The sequence below is a fragment of the Bacteroides sp. 41_26 genome (assembly GCF_949740115.1).
GTDB classification, from domain to species: Bacteria; Bacteroidota; Bacteroidia; order Bacteroidales; family Bacteroidaceae; genus Bacteroides; species Bacteroides nordii.
The window spans coordinates 40,011-65,815 of record NZ_CATJGZ010000067.1; the positions used below are offsets into that span (position 1 = coordinate 40,011).

Annotated in this window: 31 protein-coding genes and 1 tRNA gene; 16 read left to right on the forward strand and 16 right to left on the reverse strand. The window is 37.1% G+C overall.

The window, feature by feature from the left end; translation table 11 throughout:
* Positions 1–2 precede the first annotated feature (2 nt).
* From QX565_RS08640 to QX565_RS08685, 10 genes are all read right to left on the reverse strand, one after another.
* A complete protein-coding gene (locus tag QX565_RS08640; protein WP_289292526.1) occupies positions 3–428 on the reverse strand; it encodes a PcfK-like family protein in 426 nt (141 codons plus the stop codon).
* Between the two features lie 201 nt (positions 429–629).
* Complete coding sequence (locus QX565_RS08645; protein ID WP_289292528.1) at positions 630–1,571, reverse strand: hypothetical protein; 942 nt, start codon at positions 1,569–1,571, stop codon at positions 630–632.
* 229 nt (positions 1,572–1,800) lie between these two features.
* Positions 1,801–2,178 carry a hypothetical protein gene (locus tag QX565_RS08650; RefSeq protein WP_289292530.1) on the reverse strand — a complete coding sequence of 126 codons (378 nt, stop codon included), beginning with the start codon at positions 2,176–2,178 and terminating at the stop codon, positions 1,801–1,803.
* Positions 2,179–2,628: 450 nt separating this feature from the next.
* Positions 2,629–3,033, reverse strand: a complete 405-nt coding sequence (locus tag QX565_RS08655; protein ID WP_002560761.1) for a recombination protein NinG — start codon at positions 3,031–3,033, stop codon at positions 2,629–2,631.
* Positions 2,999–3,352 (reverse strand): hypothetical protein, encoded by a 354-nt coding sequence (locus tag QX565_RS08660; RefSeq protein WP_278509677.1) that lies wholly within the window; start codon positions 3,350–3,352, stop codon positions 2,999–3,001. Before QX565_RS08660 ends, QX565_RS08655 begins: the two co-directional genes overlap by 35 nt.
* A gap of 18 nt (positions 3,353–3,370) precedes the next feature.
* The gene (locus QX565_RS08665; RefSeq protein ID WP_289292534.1) at positions 3,371–3,550 is read right to left on the reverse strand and encodes a hypothetical protein; all 180 of its coding nucleotides are present in this window, start codon (positions 3,548–3,550) and stop codon (positions 3,371–3,373) included.
* Positions 3,547–3,756: a helix-turn-helix domain-containing protein gene (locus QX565_RS08670; RefSeq protein ID WP_289292536.1), complete on the reverse strand. Its 210-nt coding sequence runs from the start codon at positions 3,754–3,756 to the stop codon at positions 3,547–3,549. The genes QX565_RS08665 and QX565_RS08670 overlap by 4 nt, the downstream gene beginning before the upstream one ends.
* A gap of 10 nt (positions 3,757–3,766) precedes the next feature.
* Positions 3,767–3,979 (reverse strand): hypothetical protein, encoded by a 213-nt coding sequence (locus QX565_RS08675; protein WP_289292538.1) that lies wholly within the window; start codon positions 3,977–3,979, stop codon positions 3,767–3,769.
* 207 nt (positions 3,980–4,186) lie between these two features.
* On the reverse strand, positions 4,187–4,399 hold the full coding sequence (locus QX565_RS08680; RefSeq protein WP_289292539.1) for a hypothetical protein: 213 nt from the start codon (positions 4,397–4,399) through the stop codon (positions 4,187–4,189).
* Positions 4,400–4,567: 168 nt separating this feature from the next.
* Positions 4,568–4,993, reverse strand: a complete 426-nt coding sequence (locus tag QX565_RS08685) for a hypothetical protein (protein ID WP_289292541.1) — start codon at positions 4,991–4,993, stop codon at positions 4,568–4,570.
* A 171-nt stretch (positions 4,994–5,164) separates the two neighbouring features.
* Here QX565_RS08685 and QX565_RS08690 point away from each other — a divergent pair, with 171 nt between their 5' ends.
* The 7 genes from QX565_RS08690 (at position 5,165) to QX565_RS08720 (ending at position 9,772) form a co-directional block, all read left to right on the forward strand.
* Entirely contained in the window at positions 5,165–5,605 is a 441-nt protein-coding gene (locus tag QX565_RS08690; protein ID WP_289292543.1) for a hypothetical protein, read from the forward strand.
* 74 nt (positions 5,606–5,679) lie between these two features.
* Positions 5,680–6,183 carry a hypothetical protein gene (locus tag QX565_RS08695; RefSeq protein ID WP_289292545.1) on the forward strand — a complete coding sequence of 168 codons (504 nt, stop codon included), beginning with the start codon at positions 5,680–5,682 and terminating at the stop codon, positions 6,181–6,183.
* Positions 6,184–6,313: 130 nt separating this feature from the next.
* Complete coding sequence (locus tag QX565_RS08700; protein WP_002560770.1) at positions 6,314–6,814, forward strand: hypothetical protein; 501 nt, start codon at positions 6,314–6,316, stop codon at positions 6,812–6,814.
* A 933-nt stretch (positions 6,815–7,747) separates the two neighbouring features.
* Entirely contained in the window at positions 7,748–8,038 is a 291-nt protein-coding gene (locus QX565_RS08705) for a hypothetical protein (RefSeq protein WP_289292548.1), read from the forward strand.
* On the forward strand, positions 8,025–8,477 hold the full coding sequence (locus QX565_RS08710; RefSeq protein ID WP_289292550.1) for a hypothetical protein: 453 nt from the start codon (positions 8,025–8,027) through the stop codon (positions 8,475–8,477). The genes QX565_RS08705 and QX565_RS08710 overlap by 14 nt, the downstream gene beginning before the upstream one ends.
* Positions 8,478–8,493: 16 nt before the next feature.
* Entirely contained in the window at positions 8,494–9,330 is an 837-nt protein-coding gene (locus QX565_RS08715; protein WP_289292552.1) for a hypothetical protein, read from the forward strand.
* Positions 9,323–9,772, forward strand: coding sequence for a hypothetical protein (locus QX565_RS08720; RefSeq protein WP_278509664.1), 450 nt, complete (start codon positions 9,323–9,325; stop codon positions 9,770–9,772). The genes QX565_RS08715 and QX565_RS08720 overlap by 8 nt, the downstream gene beginning before the upstream one ends.
* A gap of 14 nt (positions 9,773–9,786) precedes the next feature.
* Here the strand turns inward: QX565_RS08720 and QX565_RS08725 are convergent, their stop codons facing one another.
* Together QX565_RS08725 and QX565_RS08730 are read right to left on the reverse strand one after the other, a co-directional pair.
* Positions 9,787–10,989, reverse strand: coding sequence for a site-specific integrase (locus QX565_RS08725; protein WP_289292553.1), 1,203 nt, complete (start codon positions 10,987–10,989; stop codon positions 9,787–9,789).
* 214 nt (positions 10,990–11,203) lie between these two features.
* Positions 11,204–11,276 (reverse strand) — tRNA-Gly (locus QX565_RS08730).
* Positions 11,277–11,566: 290 nt separating this feature from the next.
* Here QX565_RS08730 and QX565_RS08735 point away from each other — a divergent pair.
* The 6 genes from QX565_RS08735 to kdsR all read left to right on the forward strand — a co-directional run bounded on the left by QX565_RS08735 (position 11,567) and on the right by kdsR (position 18,853).
* Positions 11,567–12,853, forward strand: coding sequence for a zinc-dependent metalloproteinase lipoprotein (locus QX565_RS08735; RefSeq protein ID WP_289292554.1), 1,287 nt, complete (start codon positions 11,567–11,569; stop codon positions 12,851–12,853).
* Between the two features lie 160 nt (positions 12,854–13,013).
* Positions 13,014–14,471, forward strand: coding sequence for a TolC family protein (locus QX565_RS08740; protein WP_221650476.1), 1,458 nt, complete (start codon positions 13,014–13,016; stop codon positions 14,469–14,471).
* Between the two features lie 49 nt (positions 14,472–14,520).
* Positions 14,521–15,576, forward strand: coding sequence for an HlyD family secretion protein (locus tag QX565_RS08745; RefSeq protein WP_221650477.1), 1,056 nt, complete (start codon positions 14,521–14,523; stop codon positions 15,574–15,576).
* A 47-nt stretch (positions 15,577–15,623) separates the two neighbouring features.
* Positions 15,624–16,820 carry an ABC transporter permease gene (locus QX565_RS08750; protein WP_289292555.1) on the forward strand — a complete coding sequence of 399 codons (1,197 nt, stop codon included), beginning with the start codon at positions 15,624–15,626 and terminating at the stop codon, positions 16,818–16,820.
* Positions 16,804–17,991 carry an ABC transporter permease gene (locus QX565_RS08755; protein WP_221650479.1) on the forward strand — a complete coding sequence of 396 codons (1,188 nt, stop codon included), beginning with the start codon at positions 16,804–16,806 and terminating at the stop codon, positions 17,989–17,991. Before QX565_RS08750 ends, QX565_RS08755 begins: the two co-directional genes overlap by 17 nt.
* Positions 17,992–18,034: 43 nt before the next feature.
* Positions 18,035–18,853: a 3-ketodihydrosphingosine reductase gene (kdsR, locus tag QX565_RS08760; protein WP_221650480.1), complete on the forward strand. Its 819-nt coding sequence runs from the start codon at positions 18,035–18,037 to the stop codon at positions 18,851–18,853.
* 295 nt (positions 18,854–19,148) lie between these two features.
* Here kdsR and QX565_RS08765 read toward each other — a convergent pair whose 3' ends face one another.
* Positions 19,149–19,877, reverse strand: a complete 729-nt coding sequence (locus QX565_RS08765) for a DUF6064 family protein (RefSeq protein ID WP_289292556.1) — start codon at positions 19,875–19,877, stop codon at positions 19,149–19,151.
* Between the two features lie 210 nt (positions 19,878–20,087).
* On the opposite strand from QX565_RS08765, the gene QX565_RS08770 reads away from it, so the two are divergent.
* The gene (locus tag QX565_RS08770) at positions 20,088–20,276 is read left to right on the forward strand and encodes a hypothetical protein (RefSeq protein WP_221650482.1); all 189 of its coding nucleotides are present in this window, start codon (positions 20,088–20,090) and stop codon (positions 20,274–20,276) included.
* Between the two features lie 128 nt (positions 20,277–20,404).
* On the opposite strand, the gene QX565_RS08775 is transcribed toward QX565_RS08770, so the two are convergent.
* The 3 genes from QX565_RS08775 to QX565_RS08785 form a co-directional block, all read right to left on the reverse strand.
* Positions 20,405–20,788 carry a ribosomal maturation YjgA family protein gene (locus QX565_RS08775; protein ID WP_221650483.1) on the reverse strand — a complete coding sequence of 128 codons (384 nt, stop codon included), beginning with the start codon at positions 20,786–20,788 and terminating at the stop codon, positions 20,405–20,407.
* A gap of 104 nt (positions 20,789–20,892) precedes the next feature.
* Positions 20,893–22,020 (reverse strand): ATP-binding response regulator, encoded by a 1,128-nt coding sequence (locus tag QX565_RS08780; RefSeq protein ID WP_221650484.1) that lies wholly within the window; start codon positions 22,018–22,020, stop codon positions 20,893–20,895.
* A gap of 26 nt (positions 22,021–22,046) precedes the next feature.
* Positions 22,047–22,982, reverse strand: a complete 936-nt coding sequence (locus QX565_RS08785) for a UDP-glucuronic acid decarboxylase family protein (protein WP_002560127.1) — start codon at positions 22,980–22,982, stop codon at positions 22,047–22,049.
* Between the two features lie 208 nt (positions 22,983–23,190).
* On the opposite strand from QX565_RS08785, the gene QX565_RS08790 reads away from it, so the two are divergent.
* Both QX565_RS08790 and QX565_RS08795 read left to right on the forward strand, forming a co-directional pair.
* On the forward strand, positions 23,191–24,150 hold the full coding sequence (locus QX565_RS08790; protein WP_289292557.1) for a hypothetical protein: 960 nt from the start codon (positions 23,191–23,193) through the stop codon (positions 24,148–24,150).
* A 239-nt stretch (positions 24,151–24,389) separates the two neighbouring features.
* Positions 24,390–25,349 carry a hypothetical protein gene (locus tag QX565_RS08795; RefSeq protein WP_002560124.1) on the forward strand — a complete coding sequence of 320 codons (960 nt, stop codon included), beginning with the start codon at positions 24,390–24,392 and terminating at the stop codon, positions 25,347–25,349.
* The last annotated feature ends 456 nt before the right edge of the window (positions 25,350–25,805 follow it).

The window sequence follows — 25,805 nt, forward strand, 5'->3', positions numbered from 1 at the left end:
AGTTAAAATAGTGACATCTGTTGAACTTCAGTTACCTCTTTCTTTGCCCGTGACGGCTTTTTCTTGAGTAATGCGTGTTGTTCTTCGGCCAGACGTTGAATCGCCACTTGACGAGCCTTCTCCTTATCTTCTTCAGTAAGTTCCACAGCCTTCGATACAGGAGTACTTACAGAAGTTCTCGCATTAGCCGGAACCTTGTTTATCTTAATATCATCCTCGTCGTAGTAATGAACTGCCATGCCGTACACTTCTTCATCAGTCATTGCAACAGCATTACCCCGCTTTTTGGCTTCACCGAGGATATAGTTACAACAATCGTCAAGGTTCTTGTTTGTTTTAGCATAGGATACAGCAAACAACTTATCTGTTTTTGCACGTAAATCCAAGTATGCCTGGATTGCTTTCTTAAAGTCTTGTGATGATTTCATATATTTCTATTTTAAGTTATAATAAAAAGTTATCAGCCCTTTAATGTCAGTTACCTGACAACCCTCTGGGCTGTATAGGACAAGTTGCCGTAAAGTGTTAAATTCTCATTCTTAGCTCAATAATCGACTGATTATAAACACTTTAATCACGCACTATAAGGTGCTTTTATATATTTACATAAACAATTGATTATCAACATACTAACAACTTTTACAAATAGGCGTAAATATCCCTGTCTGATATCCAGCCAAAAGTTTATCCTTGAATTCACGCTCCAACTCACCTATTTCCTCTACATATTTCTTACGTTCTTCCGGCCAACCATTGGCAAAGTTGCGTATCGTTTCCCATTGTTTTTTTGTCAGTTTCCCGCCCAAATAGAGTTGTTTGTAACGCTCTTTGTAACGGGTCACTCCAATTCGGTATATTTCCCTGGCCCGATCAAGCTGAGAGATCTTTACTCCTTTTGCAGCAGACAACTCCCTGACAAAGCATATCTCTGACCAATCCTTATAAAATATACGGCCGACTTTGGACAGGAAAAAGTTATCCGTTAATTCTGTCATCGGGACAGACTGGTGTTTATATATCGTTTCAATACGCAGAATATTAGCTCCGACATTCCGCCCTTTCTCTCCCGCCTCAAAGGTTTTATCGTACACCTTTAGCACTTTACGGAAGTACTTACTTTTCTCCGTAGTCTGCTGCTTGAATGCCGAATAGTTCGCATCATTCCAGAGATATTTCCCGGAAACCTCGTACATCTGCTTTATGTAAGAATCTGCAGGAAGGGACATTTTCATTGTAATCCCGATCTCGTAGTATGTTACCACTGCATTCTCCATCCTGACACATAACCTTAACAAGACTTCCTTAATTGTCCTTACAGCCATTGCAAAGGTTATCGGACGGCTGTTATCCAACTTACCTGTTTTCCCTTTAGAGTAGAGCTTGCAAATAGAACATATACACCGTAATCTGTTACCATGAAGTTCAATAAAGCAACCGTCAAAGTTTGCATATGCAGTAGACTTGTAATAAACCTCATCGCCCTCCGTACATTGTTCAAGGTAATTCCGAAGTACAATTGTATCAATGTCAGCAGTATCAATCGTTGCTTTTATAATCACTTTATCAAACATTGTTTGCCTTGTGAATCAAACACAACGAATATTATCGGAGTCTTGTCTGGTCTCAGATGGCCTATACAGAATTGAGACATTTGGCAATGCTTTGCTCCAAATTCATTTTGAAAGGTACAACCTCCACATCCAGCTTTAGATGGTAATGCTTTAATCTTTTTATCTGAAGAATACTTGACCGGAGTTCCACCAACCCTGAGCTTCTTAAAATCCACTTTACTCATAATCTTTATTTTTTATATTTATTTCCATAATGAAACTTTATATCATTCAGCCCTGGCACACACTCGGCCATTTCTTTATTGAAAATGGCCCAATGCAAATCTTCTATTGCCTCTGATAAGGTTGACAACTTTACATGTTGTAATCCATAATATGGCTGCATAGTAATCTCTACAGCTTTTGATTCCTGTTTGAATCCGTTATAGTATACACCATGCCTTATCTCACCTTCTTTTCTTTCATACATCCTACCCCTGATAAACAGGCTTGTACGAATTAACTTATCACCTAACCTCCTAAACATCTCGTATGCAGGTTTAAAGGAATCAGCATAATAAGTCCTTTGGCAATTCTCGTAAAAACGAGTATCTATTTGATATATCATTATTTTCTCTTTAAAAAGTACAGACACATTCTTGCTCCCACAGAGCGATTACATCCATGAATCGGACAGTAACACATTAAATTCTCTACAGGACCGGCACGCTGACAACACCGACAATCACATTTAATCTTTCCGATATCTACTTTAGTCATAACCTAAGGTTTAAAACTCCCGGATATTTCACCGGGAGGGATTGATAAAATTAAAACTTAAACCGGGGCTGTCCCGACAGTGTCCTTTTCACCGGCTTCTTTAAATGATTAGTTATTCCTGCATCTCAGCAGGGTGATTTGATAATGACTTACTCAATTTCTTTCTCATCTTATTACACCTCCGTACCAGGTCCCGTACCGGAGATGTGGGAGAAGAAAGAACTTCTATTTCCTCTGAGCATTGCCGAAGCAGCCGTTCAATGGTCCTTATATCCGTTTTGCATATTTCAGGCATAGCTCAATCAATTTGCTTTTCTTGCTTCAGTCGCTTTATCTCTTTCTTGTAGTAGGCAATCATTGCCTTATACTCGAACTCAGAAATCTTATTCACCTGGTTCTTCATTGATTCAAGTAATATAACTGTGGTGACACCATATTTTTCAAAAAGCCCTCTCCGGTATCCTTGAATGTTTCCTTCGTCAAATCGATTGCATGACCGACATTGGGCATTACAATTTATTTCACTATATCGTGTAGACATATGCTGACGGTTGATATAATGTCCGCAATCTGCCTGATCAAAAGACTTTATCTGTCCGCATGAGATACATTTGAAAGTTCCATCTTTTCTTGCATCGCGCAGACGAATGAAAAGGCTGAATACTACATCAAGCTTCTTTTTCAGATTGGGTTTCCCGGCCATGACTTATGATTTTATTGTATTGTTCTTCATTACGAAATCTAATGGCATGATGATACCACAAACCATTGGAGGATTTAAATAGACTCTCTTTTTCGGAAAAGTTATAATCACTTAACCGGGCTACAATAGCTGCCCCAGGTCTTTCCTGACTCCAAAAAATGGAAAGATCACCAAGGTTTGGTATATACTCTAAATCGTTTGTGATATCACAGAGAAAGGCTTTGGTAGCTTTAGGCTCAAACAACAATACTATGCTGTTATCTGTCACTTCAGCCGTGACAAATTCACTACCTTCTGGAATCCTGCATACTTTCTTCATTGTTACTTATTTTACTGATTATTTTCCAAACAATTCGTCAATCTCCCTCTCAAACCTCTTTGTATTCTTTCCCATGTAGATACTATCGGCTGCAAATACAAAGAATGCTAACCAGAAAATAAGATCACAATCCATACAGGTGATAGCCATTGTAACAAAGGATATACACCAGATAAAAGTCAAGGGTAATACTTTCATACTACTTTGTTTTTAAGTACAAACCGATCAAGACCTGCCAATTCATACCATATCATTCTGCCTTTTTGATAAAAAGAGACTTCTGCATTTTCCCTCAACCCCTGTAAGTAATCCTCCCCTACTCCCAGATAGGCCATTGCCTCCTGTTTGTTGAGCCAACGCTTGGGGGCCGGCTCGACTTTTACTGTTTTTCTTGTTCGTCCCATAATTCTATTTTTATTTCAGATCAAGACTATTCAAATAATCCCGCAACCTTATCGCCTCATTAATATCAAAGGTGATTGAACCATTCTTTTCTGAATGAATCCAGAGTTCCTTACCAGTTGGGAAGCTTAAAAGTTGCATCTCTACACCTCCTTCTATCGTAGAGAATGAATTACTACTTAATACTGTATTATCCATATTCATTGTCACAAATTTATTATACATTTTCAAAATATAAAAATCTAATTTTCAGAAAATTAAATAGTCAAATTAAAAACCTGTAATAACCGTAAATAACCTTCTTAAACGGGATTTTAATTTAGAACAATTCTAAATAATATTCAATTATTCAGATAAAATCAATTTTGATTGGAGCTTTTACATTACCGGATATTGTAATTTCAATAGAATTTAATAATAATGTTTCCATGGTTATACCTCCTTGTAATACCGGTTATACTCTTCCATTGTCAAAGGTTTCTCTTTTACTGCAAAACCTTGTTTTACTGCCTCAACACGAATGCGCTCAGCATCACCCTCAATAGTTACACCTCTAATAGCGTTACGAACTGTTTGCTCTGTACACTCAAATAATCTTGCCAGCTTTGATACTGAGCCTCTTTCTACTGTTAATGTTTTTGCCATATCTCCTATGATTTTAAATTATAATTATTGGTTCTCCCGGGTCAATTCCATTGACGGCTGCACGCTCATTCCGGGAGATTGCTTAATTTTGCGGTTACCAAACTTAAAAAATTAAGCATATGAGTTATTTTTTTACAGAGGAAGCTCCTATAGTAGCCTCTAAAGAACTTAAATCCTTAGTGGATCAAAAAAATTCGTCACGAGTCTCATGGCACCGTCAGATTGTGCTTGTATCATCAACTCTCCTCGGAGTACTAATTTCCCTTGGAGATAAAGACTCCGGTAGCCAATTATTTCATTTTTGCATGGCTTCTGGGATACTACTACTGTCGGTGGGTAGCTTGTTAACCATGATTTTAGTATATTATCACTCAGTATGGCTTTCACGGAAGGAGCTAGAATCATATCGCGATTCACTTGATAAAGCTCTACAGTCCAACTCTCCTGTTGTATCCTATGGAGTATATCTTCCTCGGTGGTGCAAGATTGTTGAGGCTTTGGCTTATATATCGATTTCCATAGCTTTTTTAGTGCTTGGAATATCATATGTTGTAAAATAGCACCGCTTCCTTTCTTGTTATTTATCTCTTCCATAATAGTGTATTTAAATTATAATTGCTATTTTTGTGAATTGTCACTTTTGTTTTGTTTATCAAAACTGTTTTAGATTGATTGACAATGCAAATATGAAGATTATATTCTTCCATACAAACAAATATCGGAGATTATATTCTTCGTTTAAATATAATTAACAACAACTGAAACATGGAAATAAAAGAAAGATTATTTCAATATCTTGATTATAAATCTATTAGTCCCACAAAGGCAGAATATACACTCTCATGGGGTAAAGGTGCATTAATTAAAGCAAAAAGTATATCAGCCGAAAAAGCAGGAGAATTTCTTCTTCACTTCAATGATTTATCAGCAGAATGGTTGCTTCGCGGAACTGGAGATATGATTCTAAAATCAATTCATCAGACTCAATCATCTATTCAAGCCAATTCTTCTGTACTTATGATACCATTCGAAGAATACAAAAAATCAATAGCCGAGAAAGATGAAATAATAAAAGATCAAGCGCATAAGATAGGAATGCTTGAACATGAGCTACAGCTTTTCACATCGAAAAAACAAACTGCCCTCGGAACGGAGAATGCTTTCACTGCTGCCGATCAACAGAGAAATATTCCGGAGGCAGAATAACACGTGTTCCTATGAAAATTATCTGGAACAAATAAAAACAAAACAACTGATTATTATCACATAAACAAAATACAATGAAGGGACTATTCACACTTTTACTATTATTACCCATATCAATATTAACGGCTCAAACTGACAGTATAGGCATTTACATGAAAAATGGAGACGACATGCAAAAAATAGAGCCTATAAAGTATACGCAGACTAAATCAAACGCTTTAGCAGGAGCATTAACAATGGGAATAGCGAGCACAACAATGAAAACTATATTCCGTGGAAGCAAGTCAGACAATATAGCTACATCAGGCACAAAGTTTTACTTATACTTCACTTCTAATATAGACCCAACAACGATGTATACTTATTTTGCATTCACGCCAGACCACACCCCTAAGGACTTTATTTTAGCAAAATTCATTTCTAAAAGGACGACGAGAGAACTTATGGTAGGAAAGGTCAATATATACGCTGGAATAACAATGGGGGTAGCAGACGAAACAGGAATAGAATTGCAAACAACAAAAATAAGAGAAGGACCTATACGAAATATCATTTATAAACGAGCCTACTCCGGGTGAATACTGTTTTATGTTTTTAGGACCTAACGGTTCCGGCGGATTCATGCCCGTGTATGATTTCCAAGTAGAATGATATATACTCCCAAAAAACTTTAAAGAATAACCATTAACATATAAACAAAACAGTATTATGAAGAAATTATTACTTGCTTTAATTTTACTGCTCCCATTAAGTGCATATGGGCAAACAAAACCTAAATCACAGAAAAGTGTAAAGCATACGGTAGATAACATCCACAACCGTAAAAGTAACTATGGTGACACTTACGTAGATCCTTTTAAAGAAAAGAAAGAATCGCGCAAAAAAGAGTTTCTTGCAATGTCCAATACGGCCCGTGCAGGTGTATATATGAATAAATCATATAATTACCAATATGGAGCTATTGGGTGTGCTGGCGTATCCGCCGGACTTCTGATCGGATACGGTAGTCTGAAAGATAAATTTGAACTCAACGATAATGGTAAACCTAAAATGACCAATAAAGCTAAAGGGTTAATTATTGGCGGAAGTATATTTGCCATTACCGCAATCGCATTAGAAATTAGCGCAATAAATTATAAAACAAAAGCAGGAAAGTGCTTACAGTTACAAGCAACAGAAAACGGAGCTGGATTGGCATTTGTATTCTGAGACAGCCGATAAATTAAGATTAGTTATTATCATATAAACAAAACAGTATAGAATTAAACCTATTATTAAAATGGAACAGTTTTTAGATTACTTAATTCGTCGATTTATAGATAATCCAGTATTATCAGCCATTACCTTGGGGATATTAGTGTATTTGTATCATAAAATCATAAGTTACCTCTCTTTTGTCAAAAAAGCACCTATTTATAGAAATTTAAAGTGTATTCTAAAGAAGCAGTTAAGAATATTTCTTAGTGATGATTGGGTAAAAATAGATAAACAAATAAAGTGGGGATTAATTGCAACACCAATAATATTGGGTAACATGTCACGTCTTCCATTCGTTAACGCTACCTTCATTCTTATATCCCTATACTGTTGGTTTTTCATAATACTATCCGGATCAAGCATTAAACCGCATCTGAATAATTGGGAAGTTATCAAAAGCATGTTTATAGAATGTAAGTGGTTCATACCTATGTTTATAGGTAGTGTTTTTTGTTTTACTTTTAGTAGTAATAGTTATTCTTTCTTGCCATGTCTCTTAATAGCAATATTTATTGTTGGAATCACTACATGTCTCTTTGCAATGTTACCAAGAATTGTAATACAAATATTGAGGCCATTTATCAAACTTTTATACCAAAATAAGAATTTTAGAAAAGCTGTGCTTACATCTGTAACAAGTCTAATATTTCTTTTTTAATAAATGCACTAAACAATAATCAAAAAAACATCATGAAAAAAATTTCAAGCTATAAATATAAAATACGCTAAGATAAGTGAGACTATAACAGCAAGCAATATAGTTATAGCAAATAATAAGATAAATATTTTTCGTTTATACAAGTCTTGCATATCGGTCTACTTTATAACAAAAGTAACCATTTTCATTTGAAATAGTTCGTTTTTGATCTTTAAAAAAAATATAATATGAACAATACACTTTTTGTAGTTGCCATCGAATTACGGCAAAATGCTAAAAAAGAAGACGTTGAATCTCTTTTAGGAGAGTTGGGGGAATGGATAGTTCTACTACCTAACGTATATGCAATAAAACTTTTTCAAAATACTGAAGTTAGTCTTTTAAGAGATTCTATCTATGAAAGAATAGAAAATGATTTGCGGGTATACGTTGGAGAAATGACTGCTGCGGCCTGGAGAATTTCTTTGGAAAGCAGTGAATGGCTTAAGAAAAATATAGGAACAGATGAACAGGAATAGGACAGGTGTAAAGCTAAACAAGTTGAAGAATAAAATTAATTCTTCTGCACCGACACAGAAACAAACTTTACCGGCTGTACTCCCACCGCCTGCTCCAAAATTGGATGTAGCTGACGTAGGGTGTAAAGTCGTACGGAAGAAGGTTGACAGTGTGATTTTATATGAAGTAAAAGAAAATGAACTTGATATACTGGAAAAAGGACGACAGTCTGATATCTTCCTCAACTTCTCAATTTTCTGCTATTCCGTAATGTTAACCTGCTTCGTGTCTTTACTAACCAGTACGTTCAACAACGATTTTTCTAAAATAGCCTTTTTTTGCGTTGTAGTTATTGGAGCTATTATAGGTACGATCCTTTTAATATTATGGTGGAAAAGCAAAGATTCTGTAAAAGATATCATAAAAATTATTAGAGCAAGGAAATCAGACAGCGATTAACAAAATAAAAATCATTATGGCACTATACACTATATATACATATCAATTCAAACCACTGCCTATTCAGTTAAACCTCTTTGGTTATGAAGATCGTTTAAGGCATCAAAGTGAATTAATGTCTCAAAAAAATAAGATATTCGAGAATACAATAAAAAGTAGTATATTTACGCATCGAAATCATAAGCTATCTTCACAGCTTTTATTTTGTTCAGATGGAATAATAGCTTTCAAGTTAGCTAATGTAAAAAGCGTGCATTTAGAGCAAAAGTTTCAAATAAAAACTGAAACAGACGAGCCAAGCGTTAATATTCTGATTTATAATGACGCCAATGTTCAAAGAATAGCTATAGAACAAAATAAAGCATTCACTGAAACAGGTGTTGTAATAAGAATCTTAAAAAAGGCATTTAATGATTTATTGACAGATCAAGGGTTATCAATTACAATAAAAAAAGAATATCAAGAACGTGAGTTTTGGGATTTAATTAATCGTAATCCTGATTGTATCAAAATGGTAAGATTTGAATTTGACTATCCAAATCTCCCTAGAGTTTCAGAAAGTGTTTCAAGTATGTTAAAACAAGCCAGTGAAGCTTCGCTTAGTGCTAAAACCAGATTAGAGTTTAATTCTGCCGAGAAAGAATGTCTTAAAATAGAGGAAAGTAATGAACAGATAAAAGGATTAACTCAGGCTGCCTCAGGAAGTGGTAACTCTGTCGTTTTTAGAGTAAAAGGAATGAAAAAGCTACAAAGGACAGGATATACGACAAAAACAATAAGCTTTGATGAATTAGAAATTCAAGCAGATAATATTGAAGGAATAAAAGAAATATTTAAAAGTTTAAATGAATAGAATACTAAAAATAATAGCGTATTTAGCAATAGCCTTCGTATTAAGCTATTTAGCTAATAATGGTTGCAGAGATTTCATTAAAGGACTCTCTGATAATATTATATCATTATTAGCCACCATTCTAGCCATAAATATTCCGACCAGCACACTCATCATCTCCGAGATTAACAAAATCAAGGACAAATTCAGTATAGATCCTTCGCCCGCATTCAAAGAATTAAGGCATGGACTAATAGCACAGATATTCGTCCTCTGTTCACTAATTGTTATCTTGATAGTATGCGACTTTATACAGAACATGGATTTCATCACTTCATGGAAAATCCATATTATATCAGGAACATTTGTTTTAGCTTCACTCATTTACTATTTGGAAGTCATTTATGACTTAGGGATAGCACTATTTAAACTTATTGATTTTAAAGCAAATAAAAAAGAATAAAAAATAGAAAGACACTACTCCTTAATCCCATTCAAATAATCGATAACTCTCCGATTCGCCTCGTCTATTTTTCTCTGATCGAACTTAATATAAATAGATGTCACATCCGATCCAATCTCATGCCCTAAAGCGGCAGAAATCGTTTCTTTAGGCACATCCAATCCGGCTGCAATTGTAGCCCAGGTATGCCGAGACCAATAGCTGGAAATATCAGGAAACAGAGGTTCACGTTCCTTCTTACCACCTAATCCCTTCCGAGTAACTGGCCCAATCTGTTTAAGGCCAATATCCATTCTATGTAGAAAATCCTGGTAATTACTATAAGTATCCAATATGTTTAATAACCAGTTTTCACCTTTATACCGTTCTATGATTTCCATCGCTTCCGGCTCTACTTTTATAGAGTATAACTTTCCTGTCTTAGCCCTATTATACTCTACCTTACCATTAACTAATTGCTTTAAATTAAACAGGTCAACTGCGTTTATACCAACAAGATACAACATGAGCATAAATATATCCCGGTAACGTTTTTGATGTTCCTCACAATCATAATCCCGGAGTAAGGCAACTTGCTCAGGAGTAAGACAACGCTTAGCTGTTTCTTCCTTCTTTATCTTAAACTTCCGAAATGGATACATAGTGGTAATCTCTTCGTCGATGGCATAATTGAATACAGCCCGGATATTACGTAAATGAAGAGCATATGCATTTATTTTCATACCACTATCTTTCATCCACTTTTCAAAGCGACGCAACCAGTCAAGATCCATTGTATCAAAAGTACAGGCCCTATCAAATTCTATGACTTTATTAAGTGTACTTGTATATACAGCCTTTGTCCCCGCCTTATCTTTTATATTAATGAAATCGGTTAGATAATCTATAAAACATTTTGTTTTTTCCGGAATAAACCCGGGCAGACATTTTTCAAGAATAGCTTTCAATGACTTATCAGTCATTCCCTGGAGCTTTCCATCCATCTCAAGACGAAAGATAGTATTCTCCATGTCGTTAAGTAATTTTCTCAGAGCAGCATTCTTTGTTTTATAATTCTCTACCTTATTCGAGAATTCACTTCCTGCCCATTTATCGACAGCGACAGAAAAACCGGTTGACAAAAGGAATTTCCCCTTGTGGCGTATGTTTATTTTAAGTGGATATACCCCATCTTTCTTTTCTCTTCGCGTGTCCAAATAAAAATTAACTATCGCCATACCTCTCTATTTTTAGGGTTAAAATGCAAATTTGGTGCAAATTGTGCTCAAACTCCATATAACGTCTTCCATTGTATTCGCTATAAAATTTGCACTAAATTTGCACCACAAATATAATTAATACCCTCTCAAAACCATCATAAACGGGATTAAAAAACAAATAAGGACACAAAAAAAGCACTTACTAAAGACGTAAGTGCTTGATTTTCAATTGAGCGGCAAGCGAGACTCGAACTCGTGACCCTTAGCTTGGGAAGCTAATGCTCTACCAACTGAGCTACTGCCGCATTACATTTCTATTCTTCGAAAACGTTGGCAAAGGTAAACATTGTTTTGTAAAAAAGCAATGTGTAGGCGGAAAAAAATAAGAAATAATAAATTTATGTGGTTATATAATCTCTACACTGAGTTTATTAATAAAAACGAAACAGGTATAAATGAAGAGTAATATTTTTAATATAACAAGCTTTAGGATACAAATAAAATAAAAAAGATTAACTTTGTAACATACTAAGAAAGAATAAAGATGAAAAACATATATCCTAATTAAATTATTACATATCAAAAAATGTTTATTATGAAAATGAGATATCTATATCCTCTGCTGGCATTGCTACTTCTCTGTTTTGGCTGCGAAGATTCAAACAAAGACTCATTATTACTTGAAGTTTCCCAATCATCATTCAATGCTATCAGTAGCGATGGAGAAACTGTAGAAGTAGAAATAACCTGTAATGGTTCGTGGACTGCCTCCAGCAATTCGAAAAAATGGTGTAACGTAACTCCGCAAACAGGACTCGAAAACCAAAAGTTAACGATATACATTGAAGGAAATTTAGAAAAAACAGCAAGGACGGCAGTCGTTACAGTCACTTCACAAGGGATTAATAAAGAAATTAAATTAAAACAAGAACCTGCCAGTACTCCTTTTGACCCGGAAAAATACCATTATAAACTTCCTGTCATCTTCCATGTACTATACAATGACAGAAATAACAATACGCAATATGTTAAAGAAGGAAGATTGCCGGAAATATTGAAGAGAGTGAATGAACTCTACAAACATGCAGGAACCAATAGTGTAGATATGAATCTGGAATTTGTACTTGCCACTGAAGATCCCAAAGGGAATACCCTGTCTGAACCGGGTGTAGAACGTATTAAATGGAAATCAGCATCTATTGATATGGAAGAATTTATGTTTACCAATGACCATACTTACAATTACCTGATCTGGGAACCAAACGACTACATTAATATAATGGTGTATACTTTTACGGACGAAAATACATTAGGCGTATCTCATTTCCCATATACCCCTCAGGGATATCCTCTGGAAGGTACAGAAACTGTCCCCTACTATATTACCGGAGATAATCTCCAATATGCTTATTGTATATCCATAAACAGTACTTATATTTATGAAGAAAGTATCAATGGACGTTTGAATCAGAATGATGCCGCCATTACTCTCGCTCACGAAATTGGACACTATTTAGGTTTATATCATACATTCTCCGAGGCTACTTTAAACGGTGTTAAAATTTGCGAAGATACCGATTATTGTGAAGACACTCCCACCTACGACAGGGGTGAATATATGGATTGGCTGGAAAGCCTGTCCGGTAATGTTTCTTTTGCAGACTTAGCCCATCGTTACGACTGCCAGAGTGGTCCGTTTACAGCACGGAATATTATGGATTATAGCTTCTGCTATCTGGACGAGTTTACACGAGATCAAAAGAAAAGGGTACGCCACATCCTGACTTACAGTTCGCTGATACCAGGACCGAAGAAAGGACAGGCAAATACCCGTTCTACCTATGACGGACCGTTGGATTTGCCTATCCGGGTGATGAAATAGGTTCTTTCTTACACATAACTTTTTAATTCCGCGAATTACGCAGTTTAGTAAAACCTTAAACTGCGTAATTCGCGGTTTTATTTTTCTGCTTTAAAATACAGTCTGCGAACAATCTTCTTTTTCATCTGTTAACTTCTCACGAAATAAACGAATAACGAATATGAACCTAAACCATCGAATGATTCTCATTATGCTATCGGTAGGATTATTTATACCTACCGTTATAGCACAAGAAGATAGCTCCGGAAAGCAACACCTTAGTTTTGAGGAAGCTCTTGAGTTACTGCACAATGGTAACCAGAGTTTAAAAATAGCAGATAAAGGAGTGGAAATAGCCAAAAGTGAAAAAGGAAAGTTGAACGCATTCTGGTACCCAAGCGTGCAATCAACCGGAGCATTTGTACATATGTCAGAGAAAATAGAGGTAAAACAGCCTCTGTCACAATTTACCGATCCGGCAAAAGACTTTGTACATAGTATTATTCCGGATGACAAAATTATAAGTGGCATACTCGATCAGATAGGAGCCAATACGCTGATATTCCCTTTGGCACCACGCAATCTCACAACAGTAGATGTTACTGCCGAATGGGTACTCTTCTCTGGCGGTAAACGATTCCATGCCAGCAAGATAGGAAATACCATGGTAGATCTTGCCCGTGAAAGCCGGGCGCAAGTGGATGCCACACAACGTACACTATTAGCCGAAAGTTATTATGGATTAAGACTGGCACAACAAGTAGTGGCAGTGCGCGAAGAAACCTATCGTGGATTGGAAAAGCATTATGAGAATGCCCTCAAACTGGAAGCTACCGGGATGATAGACAAAGCGGCACGTCTCTTTGCACAAGTTAATATGGACGAAGCGAAACGCGAACTGGAAGCAGCACGTAAAGAAGAAGCTGTTGTACAGAATGCACTGAAAACATTGCTCAATATAGAGGGAGAAAATGGAGAGATTACTCCTTCCTCACCTCTGTTTATAAATGATTCACTTCCACCCAAGATGGAATTTATTCTTTCGGTAAATACCAGTAACTATCTTGTCAATCAGTTAAACCTACAGGAACACATGGCCAGGCAACAGGTAAAGATTGATCAAAGCGGATATATGCCCAATATTGCACTCTTTGGCAAACAGACATTATATTCACACGGTATCCAAAGCAATCTGTTACCTCGTACAATGATCGGGGTAGGCTTTACCTGGAACCTCTTTGACGGATTGGAACGTGAGAAGCGGATCCGCCAATCTAAACTCACCAGACAGACATTAGCACTGGGGCAGGCAAAAGCAAAAGACGATCTCGCCGTAGGAGTAGATAAGCTATATAGTCAGATGCAAAAGGCACAGGATAACGTGCGCGCTTTGAACACCACCATTGAGTTGAGTGAAGAGTTGGTGCGAATGCGGAAAAAAGCTTTCACGGAAGGAATGGCCACTTCAACCGAGGTGATTGATGCAGAAACAATGCTGGCTAAAGTAAAAGTAGCCCGACTGGCTGCCTATTACGAATATGATGTAGCACTAATGAATCTACTGGCCCTATGTGGTACACCGGAACAATTCAAACAATATGCCGCCACTTCGCCTGGTAACTTGCTTAAAGAGGAATAAAAAAACGAAAGAATCTCAATTAACAGAAACGATAATCAACCCCATAATTATGAATACAGAAGATAATATAAAAAAAGAGGTAACGCCCTCTTCAAAGGAAGTACAAGAGAAAACTTCTAACAGAAAAAGTCTGAGCATCGCCTTTATTGTTGTCCTGATAGTTGTTCTCTTATTTACATCTATCGGTATGATATTAATGAGAAAACAACCACTCGTGCTACAAGGCCAGGCAGAAGCTACAGAAATACGTATCAGTGGAAAACTGCCCGGACGTATTGACACTTTCTTAGTACGCGAGGGAGACTGGGTGAAACAAGGCGATACACTTGTAGTAATCAACAGTCCGACCATAGAAGCCAAATATCGCCAACTGGATGCATTGGAACAAGTAGCTGTACAGCAAAACAAAAAGATTGATGCAGGTACACGCCGACAGATTGTGGCTACTGCACAGCAACTTTGGAATAAAACAAAGAGCGATCTGTCATTGGCAAAGACTACCTATGACCGGATACTTACTTTATATAAAGACAGCGTGATAACTTCACAACGTAAAGATGAGGTAGAAGCGATGTACAAAGCAGCAGTTGCTGCAGAACGTGCTGCCTATGAACAATATCAAATGGCGGTAGATGGTGCACAGAGTGAAGATAAAGCTTCGGCAAGAAGTCTGGTAGATGCGGCACGCAGCACAGTGGATGAAGTAACTTCTCTACTCGTAGATGCACGCCTTACAGCTCCCGAAGACGGACAGATAGCCACTATCTTCCCCAAACGCGGAGAACTCGTAGCACCGGGAACACCTATCATGAATCTGGTAGTGATGAGTGATGTACATGTGGTGTTGAATGTACGTGAAGATTTAATGCCAAACTTCCGTATGGGAGGTAAATTTGTAGCAGATGTTCCGGCAATAGCTAAAAAAGATGTAGAATTTGAGATATATTATATCAGTCCGTTGGGTAGCTTCGCTACATGGAAATCGACCAAACAAACGGGTAGCTACGATTTACAAACTTTTGAAATACATGCAAGACCCACACAATCTGTAGATGGATTAAGGCCGGGAATGTCGGTGCTTGTTCAATTGACAGTGAACAATTGACAATGGACAGTGGGGAATTGCATCGGTATATTATTAAATTATTAATTATGACTAATAACTCTCAATATTCAACCTCTAACTATCAACTAATCTCCGTCCTACGTCGTGAGTGGACACGGATGACTTCACGCCGCCTTTATTTTGGCGTCTGTATCGTCTTGCCATTGTTCACCCTCTTCTTTATGGCTACTATCTTCGGCAACGGACAAATGGAGAATATACCTATCGGTATTGTCGATCAGGATAACACAGCAACTTCACGGACAATAACAAGAAATATATCGGCAGTACCCACTTTCAAGGTAACCCGCCACTTTACCAATGAAGCTGCCGCCCGTGAAGCGGTACAACGTAAAGAGATATATGGCTATCTCTCCATCCCTCACAATTTTGAGCAGGATGCCACAACAGGCAATGAAGCTACTCTCGCCTATTATTATCATTATGCACTGCTCTCAGTGGGCGGCGAGCTAATGGCGGCATTCGAAACATCGCTTGCACCAGTAGCATTATCTCCCATAGCGATGCAGGCTGTAGCACTTGGAGTAAATGAACAACAAATAGAAACATTCCTCCTACCTGTACAGGCAAATAATCATCCTATATACAATCCGTCCCTGGATTACTCGGTCTACCTGAGCCAGCCCTTCTTTTTTGTATTGTTTCAGGTACTCATATTACTCATCACCGTGTACAGCGTGGGCAGTGAAATCAAGTTTCGTACCGGAGACAACTGGCTTGCCGTAGCAAAGGGAAACATGGTGACCGCCATCATGGGTAAACTCCTACCCTACACTCTCATTTTCAGCCTTATCGGTATACTGGGCAACTATGTTATGTTTGGCGTGCTGCATATTCCCTTTCATGGCAGCTGGCTGCTGATGAATACAATGACCGTGCTTTTTGTGGTCGCAACCCAATCACTGGCACTGTTCATCTTCTCTCTGTTTCCGGCAGTAGCACTCATTATCAGTATTGTGTCTATGGTAGGATCACTGGGAGCAACACTGTCCGGAGTTACTTTCCCAGTGGCCAATATGTATCCTTTGGTAAGAGACGCTTCATCCCTCTTTCCGGTACGCCATTTTACAGAAATTGTACAAACTATGCTCTATTCCAGTGGTGGATTCGTCTACCTATGGCCTTCGGCCGTTTTTCTTTGCATCTTCCCGCTATTAGCGTTAATGATGCTCCCCCACCTGAAACGAGCTATAATCAGTCATAAATATGAAAACATCCAATAAACTCTCACAACTGGCATTTATTATCGCACGCGAATTTCGTGCTATCAGTACCAGTTACGCTGTGTTGCTGGTGCTAATGGGAGGTATCTTTGTTTATGGATTACTCTACAACTATATGTATGCCCCGAACATCGTCACCAAAGCTCCTGTTGCTGTGGTAGATAATTCACACAGCAGTTTGAGCCGACAATATATACGCTGGCTCAATGCCACACCACAAATAGAAATCTATGCACAGGCAATGGATTATCATGAGGCACAGGAATGGATGAAAGAAGGGAAAGTACAAGGTATTCTATACTTGCCACATAACTTCGAAGATCGGGTATTTCAAGGAGAGGAAGCCGTATTCTCACTCTATGCCACTACAGATGCCTTTCTTTATTATGAAGCCCTACAAGAAGCATCATCACGGGTGATGCTTGCCATTAATGATGCCTATCGTCCGGATGGTACTGTATTTCTACCTCCGCAAGGCCTGATAGCTGTAGCTATGGCAAAGCCTGTCAATATCTCAGGTACAGCACTATACAATTATACCGAAGGATACGGTTCTTATCTTATTCCGGCGGTAATGATGGTCATCATCTTTCAGACATTACTAATGGTTATTGGTATGGTGACGGGAGATGAATATCAAACAGGCGGCATACGTGCCTACCTCCCATTCGGGACGGGATGGAAAACTGCAGCACGTATCGTTACAGGAAAAACATTTGTTTATTGCATGCTGTATGCTCTGTTCGCTTTCTTTCTGCTGGGATTGTTGCCCCACTTCTTTAGTATTCCCAATATAGGCAGTGGCAAGGATATTATAATCATGCTCATCCCCTACCTGTTGGCAACCAGTTTCTTCGGGCTGGCAGCTTCACGCTGGTTTACCGACTCAGAAGCTCCTCTGCTGATGATTGCTTTCTTCTCCGTGGGATTGATTTTCCTCTCCGGAGTATCCTATCCCATGGAATTAATGCCGTGGTATTGGAAAATGGCACATTATATTATACCGGCAGCACCGGGCACACTTGCTTTTGTAAAACTAAACTCTATGGGAGGAAACATGGCAGATATACGCCCGGAATATATCACGCTGTGGGTACAGACTGTGGTATACTTCGGGCTGGCTGTATGGGTATATAAAGAGAAATTAATCTCCATGAATACATCTCCGTGAGAGAATATATTTATCTTTGTTGTTCCAAAATCAAAAATGATTCATGAAACAACCACAAGTTATACTCATTACCGGCGCCTCTTCAGGATTCGGAAAAATAACAGCACAAACTCTCGCTGCACAAGGACACATCGTATATGGCACAAGCCGAAAGCAAACCGAAAACAAAAAAAGTGTGACGATGCTTGTTGCAGATGTTACTGATAGTAACTCCATACACCATGTAGTGGAACGTATTATAAAAGAACACGGACGTATTGACGTACTGATAAACAATGCCGGTGTGGGCATTGGTGGTGCACTAGAACTAGCAACGGATGAAGAAATCGCCCTACAAATGGATACAAACTTTCTGGGTATGGTTCGTGTATGTCGTTCCGTACTACCTATTATGCGTAGGCAACGCAAAGGAAAGATTATCAATATCAGTTCTATTGCAGGACTAATAGCAGTACCCTATCAGGGTTTTTATTCTGCTTCAAAATTCGCGATAGAAGGATACAGTGAAGCTCTTTCGCTGGAAATACATCCGTTTGGTATCAAAGTATGTGTGGTGGAGCCAGGAGATTTTAATACTGGATTTACAGCCAATCGGAATATCTCTGCCACTACCCTGAACAATCCCGATTACGGGCAATATTTCGCAGATACACTAAAGATCATAGAAAAAGCAGAAACAGGAGGATGCTCACCTTCAAAGTTGGCAACCACCATATTGAAGTTAGTAGAAAAAGAGAATCCTCCTTTCCGGACACTTACCGGGCCATTATCGCAAGTAGGGTTTGCCAAAGTTAAGGGCTGGCTTCCGGGAAAGATTATCCGGTATGCACTGCGCACGTTTTATAGAATAAAGAAATATTAATGGAAATTTTTCTGTAAAACAAATTTCATTTACTTAACTTTCACAAAGAAATAGATTATCTTTGTGAAAATAATTATAAAGGAGATCCGGTTAGAATGCTTGTAAAGGCATATAAATAGGGCATCTAACGGAGTTTTCTCGATACCCATTCAATATTACATAGTATGTTACGATTCGTTTGCTGGTATGTTGCGATGCAAATAACACTATGTTGCAATGCAACAGATATTTTCTTCCGGAAAAGTCGCTTTTAGGTTAATAATCAATAAATCTGTTCTTGACAAAAATGACCTCATCATTCGGCCGGAGTCAGTTGCAGGAACATGGTAACTGTAAGAATAATCCCCAAGGCAATACAAACAGAGACAAGTAATAAGTTAATAAGTTTAGCTTTGGGCTTTGTATCAGTATGCAGTCTGTTCAAAAAATATTCTCTGAAGAAAAGATAAAGAGCCGGCACAGAGGCACTGGCAAGCAGAAAATCCTCAGGAATATGGAAAAAATAGGTTTTGGATAATCCGATGAGCGACCAATGGCAAAGAAAGAGCACAAGAAACATATTCACTTTACGTGCAAACAACAATAATAATCCAATGGTAAATACCACTACCGAACAAGGCATCACCGGAGAAGTAATACCCGGAAATGTCAGTCCGCGTGCCAAAGAAAGTAAAGGATAAATAAAAGGCATAACCAACAGGATATATGCCAGACCATCATATTTGCGGCTACGCTCCAACGTAGTATATCCGGTCAACGTATCCCATATCCATATTAAGACCATCACTCCCCAAAAAAGAGCCATCACAACATTATAGTTACGTTCGGCACAATAAATATAATAATATACCACCGCAATCCATATATAAAGAAATATAAGATAAAACTTCATCGATAACTTCACCCATGACTCTGGTCTCCTCAGCAATAGCCCTGTAAGAATGATACCAATGATAACAATTATCAACTGAAAAAGCCAGGTAGCCGAGTTGTACCCCGCAATAGTGTTCCAAAATATATCCATAACGTTTATTTTCTTCGCGCGATTGTATCCTATCCGAAATCGGTCGCAAAAGTATAAAAATGCTTCCTATTTCTCTCCTCAAATCTGATTTTTTATCAATATAACTCTATTTATGCACAGAATACTCTCATTACTTATTTTGATTTTATGAATAAAAAGGCGTATGTTTGCATTTCCGGCACTATTTCCGGCACTTAAATATCATGAGGTATGAAATATGTTGTGATCATTTATTATATACTTGTCAAAGAGGGCAAAGAGATTGAATCTCTCAATATTAAGGAGAATATTGAAGCTGATTCGCCAGAAGAAGCAATAGGTATAGCCTATAATACCTTCAAATCCGAATATCCGGATGATAATTGTTATATTGCGGCAATAATTCCCAATGCCATATAATGATTGGAGTCAGTATAAATTAAATGGGACACTGATTTACAAATAAAGCCTTTAAATACATGTCATTTATGTTCCGATTATTTATCCATAATCCAAAAGCAAAAACTCCTTTATAGATATCCGGTTAATTATTTCCTCTTATAAGTAAGAAAGAAGTCTGTTAATGCTGCCAGTCCAACGCCTATTGTATAGCACAGCATATCAGACCATAGGAATCCATGTCCTAAAATCAATGCCCCCAAAGTTGTTCCCCGAATCGCATTTATCCAATCGGACTGATATAGTTGACTCACTTCAATGCAATAAGAAAACAGCAGAGCAATCGTCACTCTTCGTAATAAACGGGTAAGGGGAAAAAGAAAGCTTATTCCCCAATATACCATAGCAGCCCAAAGGGTATCTCCGGCATAAGTGGCTACAAAAGAAGGTAGATAATCACCGTAAGTCCGTGAGCCAAGCCCAAGAATGACTATAAGTACCCATAAAGCGAGATAGCAGAAACGTAACTTCATAATAGACACATCCAATAAAAAAGAATCCCGAAGCCCTCTTTCTATATAAAGCAGGCTTCGGGCATTTATAATATTATAACTTAATAGTGTAAGTTTTCTCTTGTTTATTTCTTCAATGGGATAGAAAAACTGAATGTAGATCCTTCTCCCTTAGTAGATGTGAACCATAACTTACCACCGTTCTTGATAACAAAGTCCTGGCAAAGCAACAAACCGAGCCCGGAACCTTCTTCATTATTCGTTCCGAAAGTACTGAAATGAGTATCTGTATGCAACAATTTCTTCTGGTTCTCTTCGTCGATACCACAACCACTGTCTTTTACACTCACGACAGCCATACCCTCTTGTTCCTGCACTGTTACCAATATCTCAGTTGCTTCATTACTAAACTTGATAGCATTACTAAGCAAATTACGGATAACTGTTTTTATCATATCAATGTCAGCATGTACGTCCAACTTGCTTGGTGTTTCCAAACGAATACTGATCTTTTTCAATTCAGCTACCATCGAGAAAATCTCTATCACTCCTTCAGTAACTTCTACCATATCAATATCCTGATATACTACCTTCAACTTACCGATCTGGCTCTTAGTCCATTTCAATAGATTATCAAGCAAAGAGAACACATCCTCTGTAGTTTGATTGGCCATCGTAAGTAACTCATACATTTCTGGTCCTATGGTGTCACTTGGCAAATTCAATATAAGCATATTTAATACCATTTTAATGGATCCCATTGGAGAACGAAGATCATGAGCTATTACAGAATAAAGCTTATCACGTCCGATAATCGTCTTTCTCAGTTCCTCTGTCTGCGCCACGATAATACGCTTCGCAGCAATCAGTGAGATTTGATGAGTGACGCGGATTATCAACTCTTCTTTATTAAAAGGTTTTGAAATAAAGTCATTACCTCCTACTTGAAAGCCTTTCACAATATCCGCCGTACTATTCAGAGCCGTCAAAAAGATGATCGGAATTTCTGCCGTTTCCGGATTGGCCTTCAGTTGCTGAGAAACTTCAAAGCCACTCATATCAGGCATCATCACATCCAACAGAACAAGATCAGGTTTCTCTTTTGTAACCTGATCCAACGCTTGACGACCGTTACTGGCTGTCGCAATCTGAAACTTCTCATTGGTAAGAAGTACCTTCAGCAACAATACATTCGACATTACGTCATCTACAATTAGTATTTTGTATTCTGAAGGATTTATTTCCATGTTCATCTTTTATATAGCTTTATCTGGTTGTTTTATACTTTATAATCTTTAAAATAATTAATCATACGTCCGAGACCTTCCTCCAGTTCTACCGTTGGTTTCCAATTCAGTTTCTCCTTTGCCAATGTAATATCCGGCTGACGCTGTTTAGGGTCATCATGCGGCAAAGGCTTAAATATAATCTTTGATTTCGAACCAGTCAGTTCAATTACTTTTTTTGCCAATTCAAGGATAGAAAACTCATTAGGGTTACCAATATTCACAGGTCCTGTAAAATCATCAGGAGTATTCATCATCCGGATCATTCCTTCGATCAAATCATCTACATACTGAAAACTGCGTGTTTGTTCTCCCGAACCATAGATAGTAATATCCTGATTTTGCAATGCCTGAACTATAAAATTAGAAACAACTCGTCCGTCGTTGGGAAGCATACGAGGACCGTATGTATTGAAAATGCGGATAATCTTTACACGAACATCATTTTGACGATAATAATCCATAAAAAGAGTTTCGGCACATCTTTTACTCTCGTCATAACATGAACGATAGCCAATAGGGTTTACATTCCCCCAATAGCTTTCAGGTTGTGGATGTACCATCGGGTCACCATACACCTCACTGGTAGAAGCCTGCAATATCTTAGCATTTACACGCATAGCCAATCCCAGCATATTAATAGCCCCCATTACAGACGTCTTTATCGTCTGAATGGCATCATGTTGATAATGTATAGGGGAAGCAGGGCAAGCTAAATTATAAATTTCATCAACCTCTGCGCTATATGGAAATGCCACATCATGACGTACAAACTCAAAATGATAATTGTCCATCAAATGCACGATATTACTCTTTGAACCTGTAAACAAGTTATCTAAACAAATAACATCATTACCTTCATTCACCAATCTGGTACAGAGATGTGAACCTATAAATCCGGCCCCACCACTAACTAATATTCTTTTCATGTATTATAAGTTCCATTTATGCACGGACAAATGTAGACGATTCACCCTAATTATGCAAATATTATGAACTTTTTTATTTCATATAAAATTTCATTCACCCCCACACAAGCCAAAAAATGAACCACAAAATGAAAATAGTTGCGATATGCGAAACATCTCTCTACTCTTATTTGTTCTAAATCTAGAAAACAAGAAAAGGACAATGATTATGATAACAAATAAATTAAATGAAGGGCTCATTGAAGCCATAAAAGAAAAAATACCGGCAAACAGTAATATAGCAAACGTATTAATGGACAATTTGTTTATCGGTAGAGAAGCCGTATACAGACGACTACGTGGAGAAGTTCCTTTCACTCTGACAGAAGCTGCTATTATTTCCAGAAAACTGGGAGTATCACTCGACAAGATGATAGGAGTAAGTTTTAAGGAGAACGCCGTTTTTGACATGAATGTGGTTCATCACAGTAACCCTTTCGAAACATATTACGACATTATAAATAAGTATACCGAGCTATTAAAAAGTATAGAAGATGATCCCATTTCTGAATTGGCTACATCTTCCAACACTATCCCGCAGACATTATATCTTAAACACGATATATTGTCTAAGTTCAGACTGTTTAAATGGATGTATCAGAATGAAAATATCGGTTGCAAGCATTTTGACGAATTGGAGATACCAGCCAAACTACAAGATATTCAAAAAGACTTTGTAAATGCTGCAGAACAGATTCATAGTACAAGTTTTATATGGGATAGCAATATTTTTTCCCACATAGTGAATGATCTGGAATATTTTTCGAGCATTCAGCTTATCTCCGACAAGGCCAGACAAGAGATCAAGGAAGAGTTGTTACTTTTATTAGACGAATTAGAGAACTTGGCAAGAAAAGGAAAATTCGAATCTGACAATGAGGTTAATATATACATTTCTAATATTAACTTTGAAGCAACCTATAGTTACGTAGAAAGTAGCAATGTACATCTGAGCATGATACGTGTTTATGCTATAAACTCCATCACTACACAAGATATTGAAATGTGCAAGAGTTTAAAAGAATGGATTCAGTCATTAAAAAAGTTTTCTACACTAATCTCCGTTAGTGGAGAAATGCAACGTATACAATTCTTCCAAAAGCAAAGAGAGATAATTGATACATTATAAAAAGATATATCAATGATATTCAAAATCAAAAGCAAACGCATTTTCTCATAATGAAAATACGTTTGCTTTATTTTTGTATAATTTCATTTTTCATAATCCATATTACACAAAACAATAAAATGAGAAATAACGCAACTCACTATTACGTTTTATTCCATACTAATTATCAGACAGGAAGCTTTATATTTGCATAAAATCATTTTTCGACAAAAGAATCACTAAAAGCAATATAAGCAAGTATGAAGAATAGTATAGTAAACGAACTCATCAATGAAATGAAAGAGCGTATCGCTCCAAAAGAAACACTTGCCAATTTTCTAACTAATACACTATGTATGGGAAAAGAGGCTGTTTATCGCAGACTACGCGGAGAGGTAGCTTTCACTTTTGATGAAGTTGCTGTTATATCTCACAAACTCGGAATATCCATCGATCAGATAATTGGCAATCACCTGTCAAACCGGGCTACATTCGATCTGAACCTGCAACATTCACCCGATCCGATAGAAAGTTATTATGAAATACTGGAACGTTATCTGAGAATCTTTAATTATATCAGAAATGATGATAGTACAACCATATATACCGCAGCCAATATAATTCCTTTCACACTCTATTCGGCTTATGAGAGTCTGTCTAAATTTCGCTTGTGTCGCTGGGTATATCAAAACGGGAAAATAAAAACTCCTCACTCATTAGCCGAGATGCAAGTTCCTGAGAAAGTCATCTCTGCACACAAAAAATTAAGTGAAACAGTAAAACATTGTAAGAAAACCTGTTTTATATGGGATAGTAATATCTTCTACTCATTCATAAAAGAAATTAAGTATTTTGCAGGATTAAATCTGATTTCAGAAGAAGATGTAAAACAGTTAAAGAATGAACTTCTCCTATTATTACATGAATTGGAACAGTTATCTATAAAAGGAGAATTTAATAATGGAAACAAAGTGGCCATCTATCTATCAAATATCAACTTTGAAGCAACCTATACTTATATTGAGAAGAGTGATTTTCAGATCAGTCTGTTTAGAGTATACTCTATAAACTCAATGGATTCACAAAATCAACAGATATGTACTTTACAAAAGAATTGGATACAATCCTTGAAAAGACATTCAACCCTAATTTCCGAAAGTGGAGAAGTACAACGCATTAATTTTATGGAACGACAAAAAGAGATAATAGAACAACTATAATTCTCCATAATTCTCTATTCAGTGATGTAGAAAGGGAGGTGCAGTGATTGCAACTCCCTTTCTCTTTATTAACCTCTTCCAAAGATATAAAATAATAAACCAATAAAAGAATTCAAACTAAAAGCCACAGATTATATAAATTTTTCTATCAAAATCTATATAACCCATGGATCTTAACATCTATAAAAAAACATTAGATGCATTCTGCATCCTTTTTGACGAGTTCACAATTTAACTAAGCAGACTTACAGAACAATTTTTCTCGTCAACTCATATATAATTATTAACTGGTTGTCCCGGAGTAATTATTACATTACAAAGATGAGACATTCTATTGAATTAAATAAAGCTTTTATCCTCTTTCAGCGATGAAAAAAGAACACTGATGTGCTAATTATGAGCATTCCAGAGAGAATACTTGTCTAAAATAAAAAAGAGAAGAAATAAAATACACAA

Coding starts and splice junctions, on each gene's coding strand:
- QX565_RS08640 (WP_289292526.1), bottom strand. CDS start 428: ATGAAATCATCACAAGACTTTAAGAAAGCAATCCAGGCATACTTGGAT.
- QX565_RS08645 (WP_289292528.1), bottom strand. CDS start 1,571: ATGTTTGATAAAGTGATTATAAAAGCAACGATTGATACTGCTGACATT.
- QX565_RS08650 (WP_289292530.1), bottom strand. CDS start 2,178: ATGATATATCAAATAGATACTCGTTTTTACGAGAATTGCCAAAGGACT.
- QX565_RS08655 (WP_002560761.1), bottom strand. CDS start 3,033: ATGGCCGGGAAACCCAATCTGAAAAAGAAGCTTGATGTAGTATTCAGC.
- QX565_RS08660 (WP_278509677.1), bottom strand. CDS start 3,352: ATGAAGAAAGTATGCAGGATTCCAGAAGGTAGTGAATTTGTCACGGCT.
- QX565_RS08665 (WP_289292534.1), bottom strand. CDS start 3,550: ATGAAAGTATTACCCTTGACTTTTATCTGGTGTATATCCTTTGTTACA.
- QX565_RS08670 (WP_289292536.1), bottom strand. CDS start 3,756: ATGGGACGAACAAGAAAAACAGTAAAAGTCGAGCCGGCCCCCAAGCGT.
- QX565_RS08675 (WP_289292538.1), bottom strand. CDS start 3,979: ATGTATAATAAATTTGTGACAATGAATATGGATAATACAGTATTAAGT.
- QX565_RS08680 (WP_289292539.1), bottom strand. CDS start 4,399: ATGGCAAAAACATTAACAGTAGAAAGAGGCTCAGTATCAAAGCTGGCA.
- QX565_RS08685 (WP_289292541.1), bottom strand. CDS start 4,993: ATGGAAGAGATAAATAACAAGAAAGGAAGCGGTGCTATTTTACAACAT.
- QX565_RS08690 (WP_289292543.1), top strand. CDS start 5,165: ATGGAAATAAAAGAAAGATTATTTCAATATCTTGATTATAAATCTATT.
- QX565_RS08695 (WP_289292545.1), top strand. CDS start 5,680: ATGAAGGGACTATTCACACTTTTACTATTATTACCCATATCAATATTA.
- QX565_RS08700 (WP_002560770.1), top strand. CDS start 6,314: ATGAAGAAATTATTACTTGCTTTAATTTTACTGCTCCCATTAAGTGCA.
- QX565_RS08705 (WP_289292548.1), top strand. CDS start 7,748: ATGAACAATACACTTTTTGTAGTTGCCATCGAATTACGGCAAAATGCT.
- QX565_RS08710 (WP_289292550.1), top strand. CDS start 8,025: ATGAACAGGAATAGGACAGGTGTAAAGCTAAACAAGTTGAAGAATAAA.
- QX565_RS08715 (WP_289292552.1), top strand. CDS start 8,494: ATGGCACTATACACTATATATACATATCAATTCAAACCACTGCCTATT.
- QX565_RS08720 (WP_278509664.1), top strand. CDS start 9,323: ATGAATAGAATACTAAAAATAATAGCGTATTTAGCAATAGCCTTCGTA.
- QX565_RS08725 (WP_289292553.1), bottom strand. CDS start 10,989: ATGGCGATAGTTAATTTTTATTTGGACACGCGAAGAGAAAAGAAAGAT.
- QX565_RS08735 (WP_289292554.1), top strand. CDS start 11,567: ATGAAAATGAGATATCTATATCCTCTGCTGGCATTGCTACTTCTCTGT.
- QX565_RS08740 (WP_221650476.1), top strand. CDS start 13,014: ATGAACCTAAACCATCGAATGATTCTCATTATGCTATCGGTAGGATTA.
- QX565_RS08745 (WP_221650477.1), top strand. CDS start 14,521: ATGAATACAGAAGATAATATAAAAAAAGAGGTAACGCCCTCTTCAAAG.
- QX565_RS08750 (WP_289292555.1), top strand. CDS start 15,624: ATGACTAATAACTCTCAATATTCAACCTCTAACTATCAACTAATCTCC.
- QX565_RS08755 (WP_221650479.1), top strand. CDS start 16,804: ATGAAAACATCCAATAAACTCTCACAACTGGCATTTATTATCGCACGC.
- kdsR (WP_221650480.1), top strand. CDS start 18,035: ATGAAACAACCACAAGTTATACTCATTACCGGCGCCTCTTCAGGATTC.
- QX565_RS08765 (WP_289292556.1), bottom strand. CDS start 19,877: ATGGATATATTTTGGAACACTATTGCGGGGTACAACTCGGCTACCTGG.
- QX565_RS08770 (WP_221650482.1), top strand. CDS start 20,088: ATGAAATATGTTGTGATCATTTATTATATACTTGTCAAAGAGGGCAAA.
- QX565_RS08775 (WP_221650483.1), bottom strand. CDS start 20,788: ATGAAGTTACGTTTCTGCTATCTCGCTTTATGGGTACTTATAGTCATT.
- QX565_RS08780 (WP_221650484.1), bottom strand. CDS start 22,020: ATGAACATGGAAATAAATCCTTCAGAATACAAAATACTAATTGTAGAT.
- QX565_RS08785 (WP_002560127.1), bottom strand. CDS start 22,982: ATGAAAAGAATATTAGTTAGTGGTGGGGCCGGATTTATAGGTTCACAT.
- QX565_RS08790 (WP_289292557.1), top strand. CDS start 23,191: ATGATAACAAATAAATTAAATGAAGGGCTCATTGAAGCCATAAAAGAA.
- QX565_RS08795 (WP_002560124.1), top strand. CDS start 24,390: ATGAAGAATAGTATAGTAAACGAACTCATCAATGAAATGAAAGAGCGT.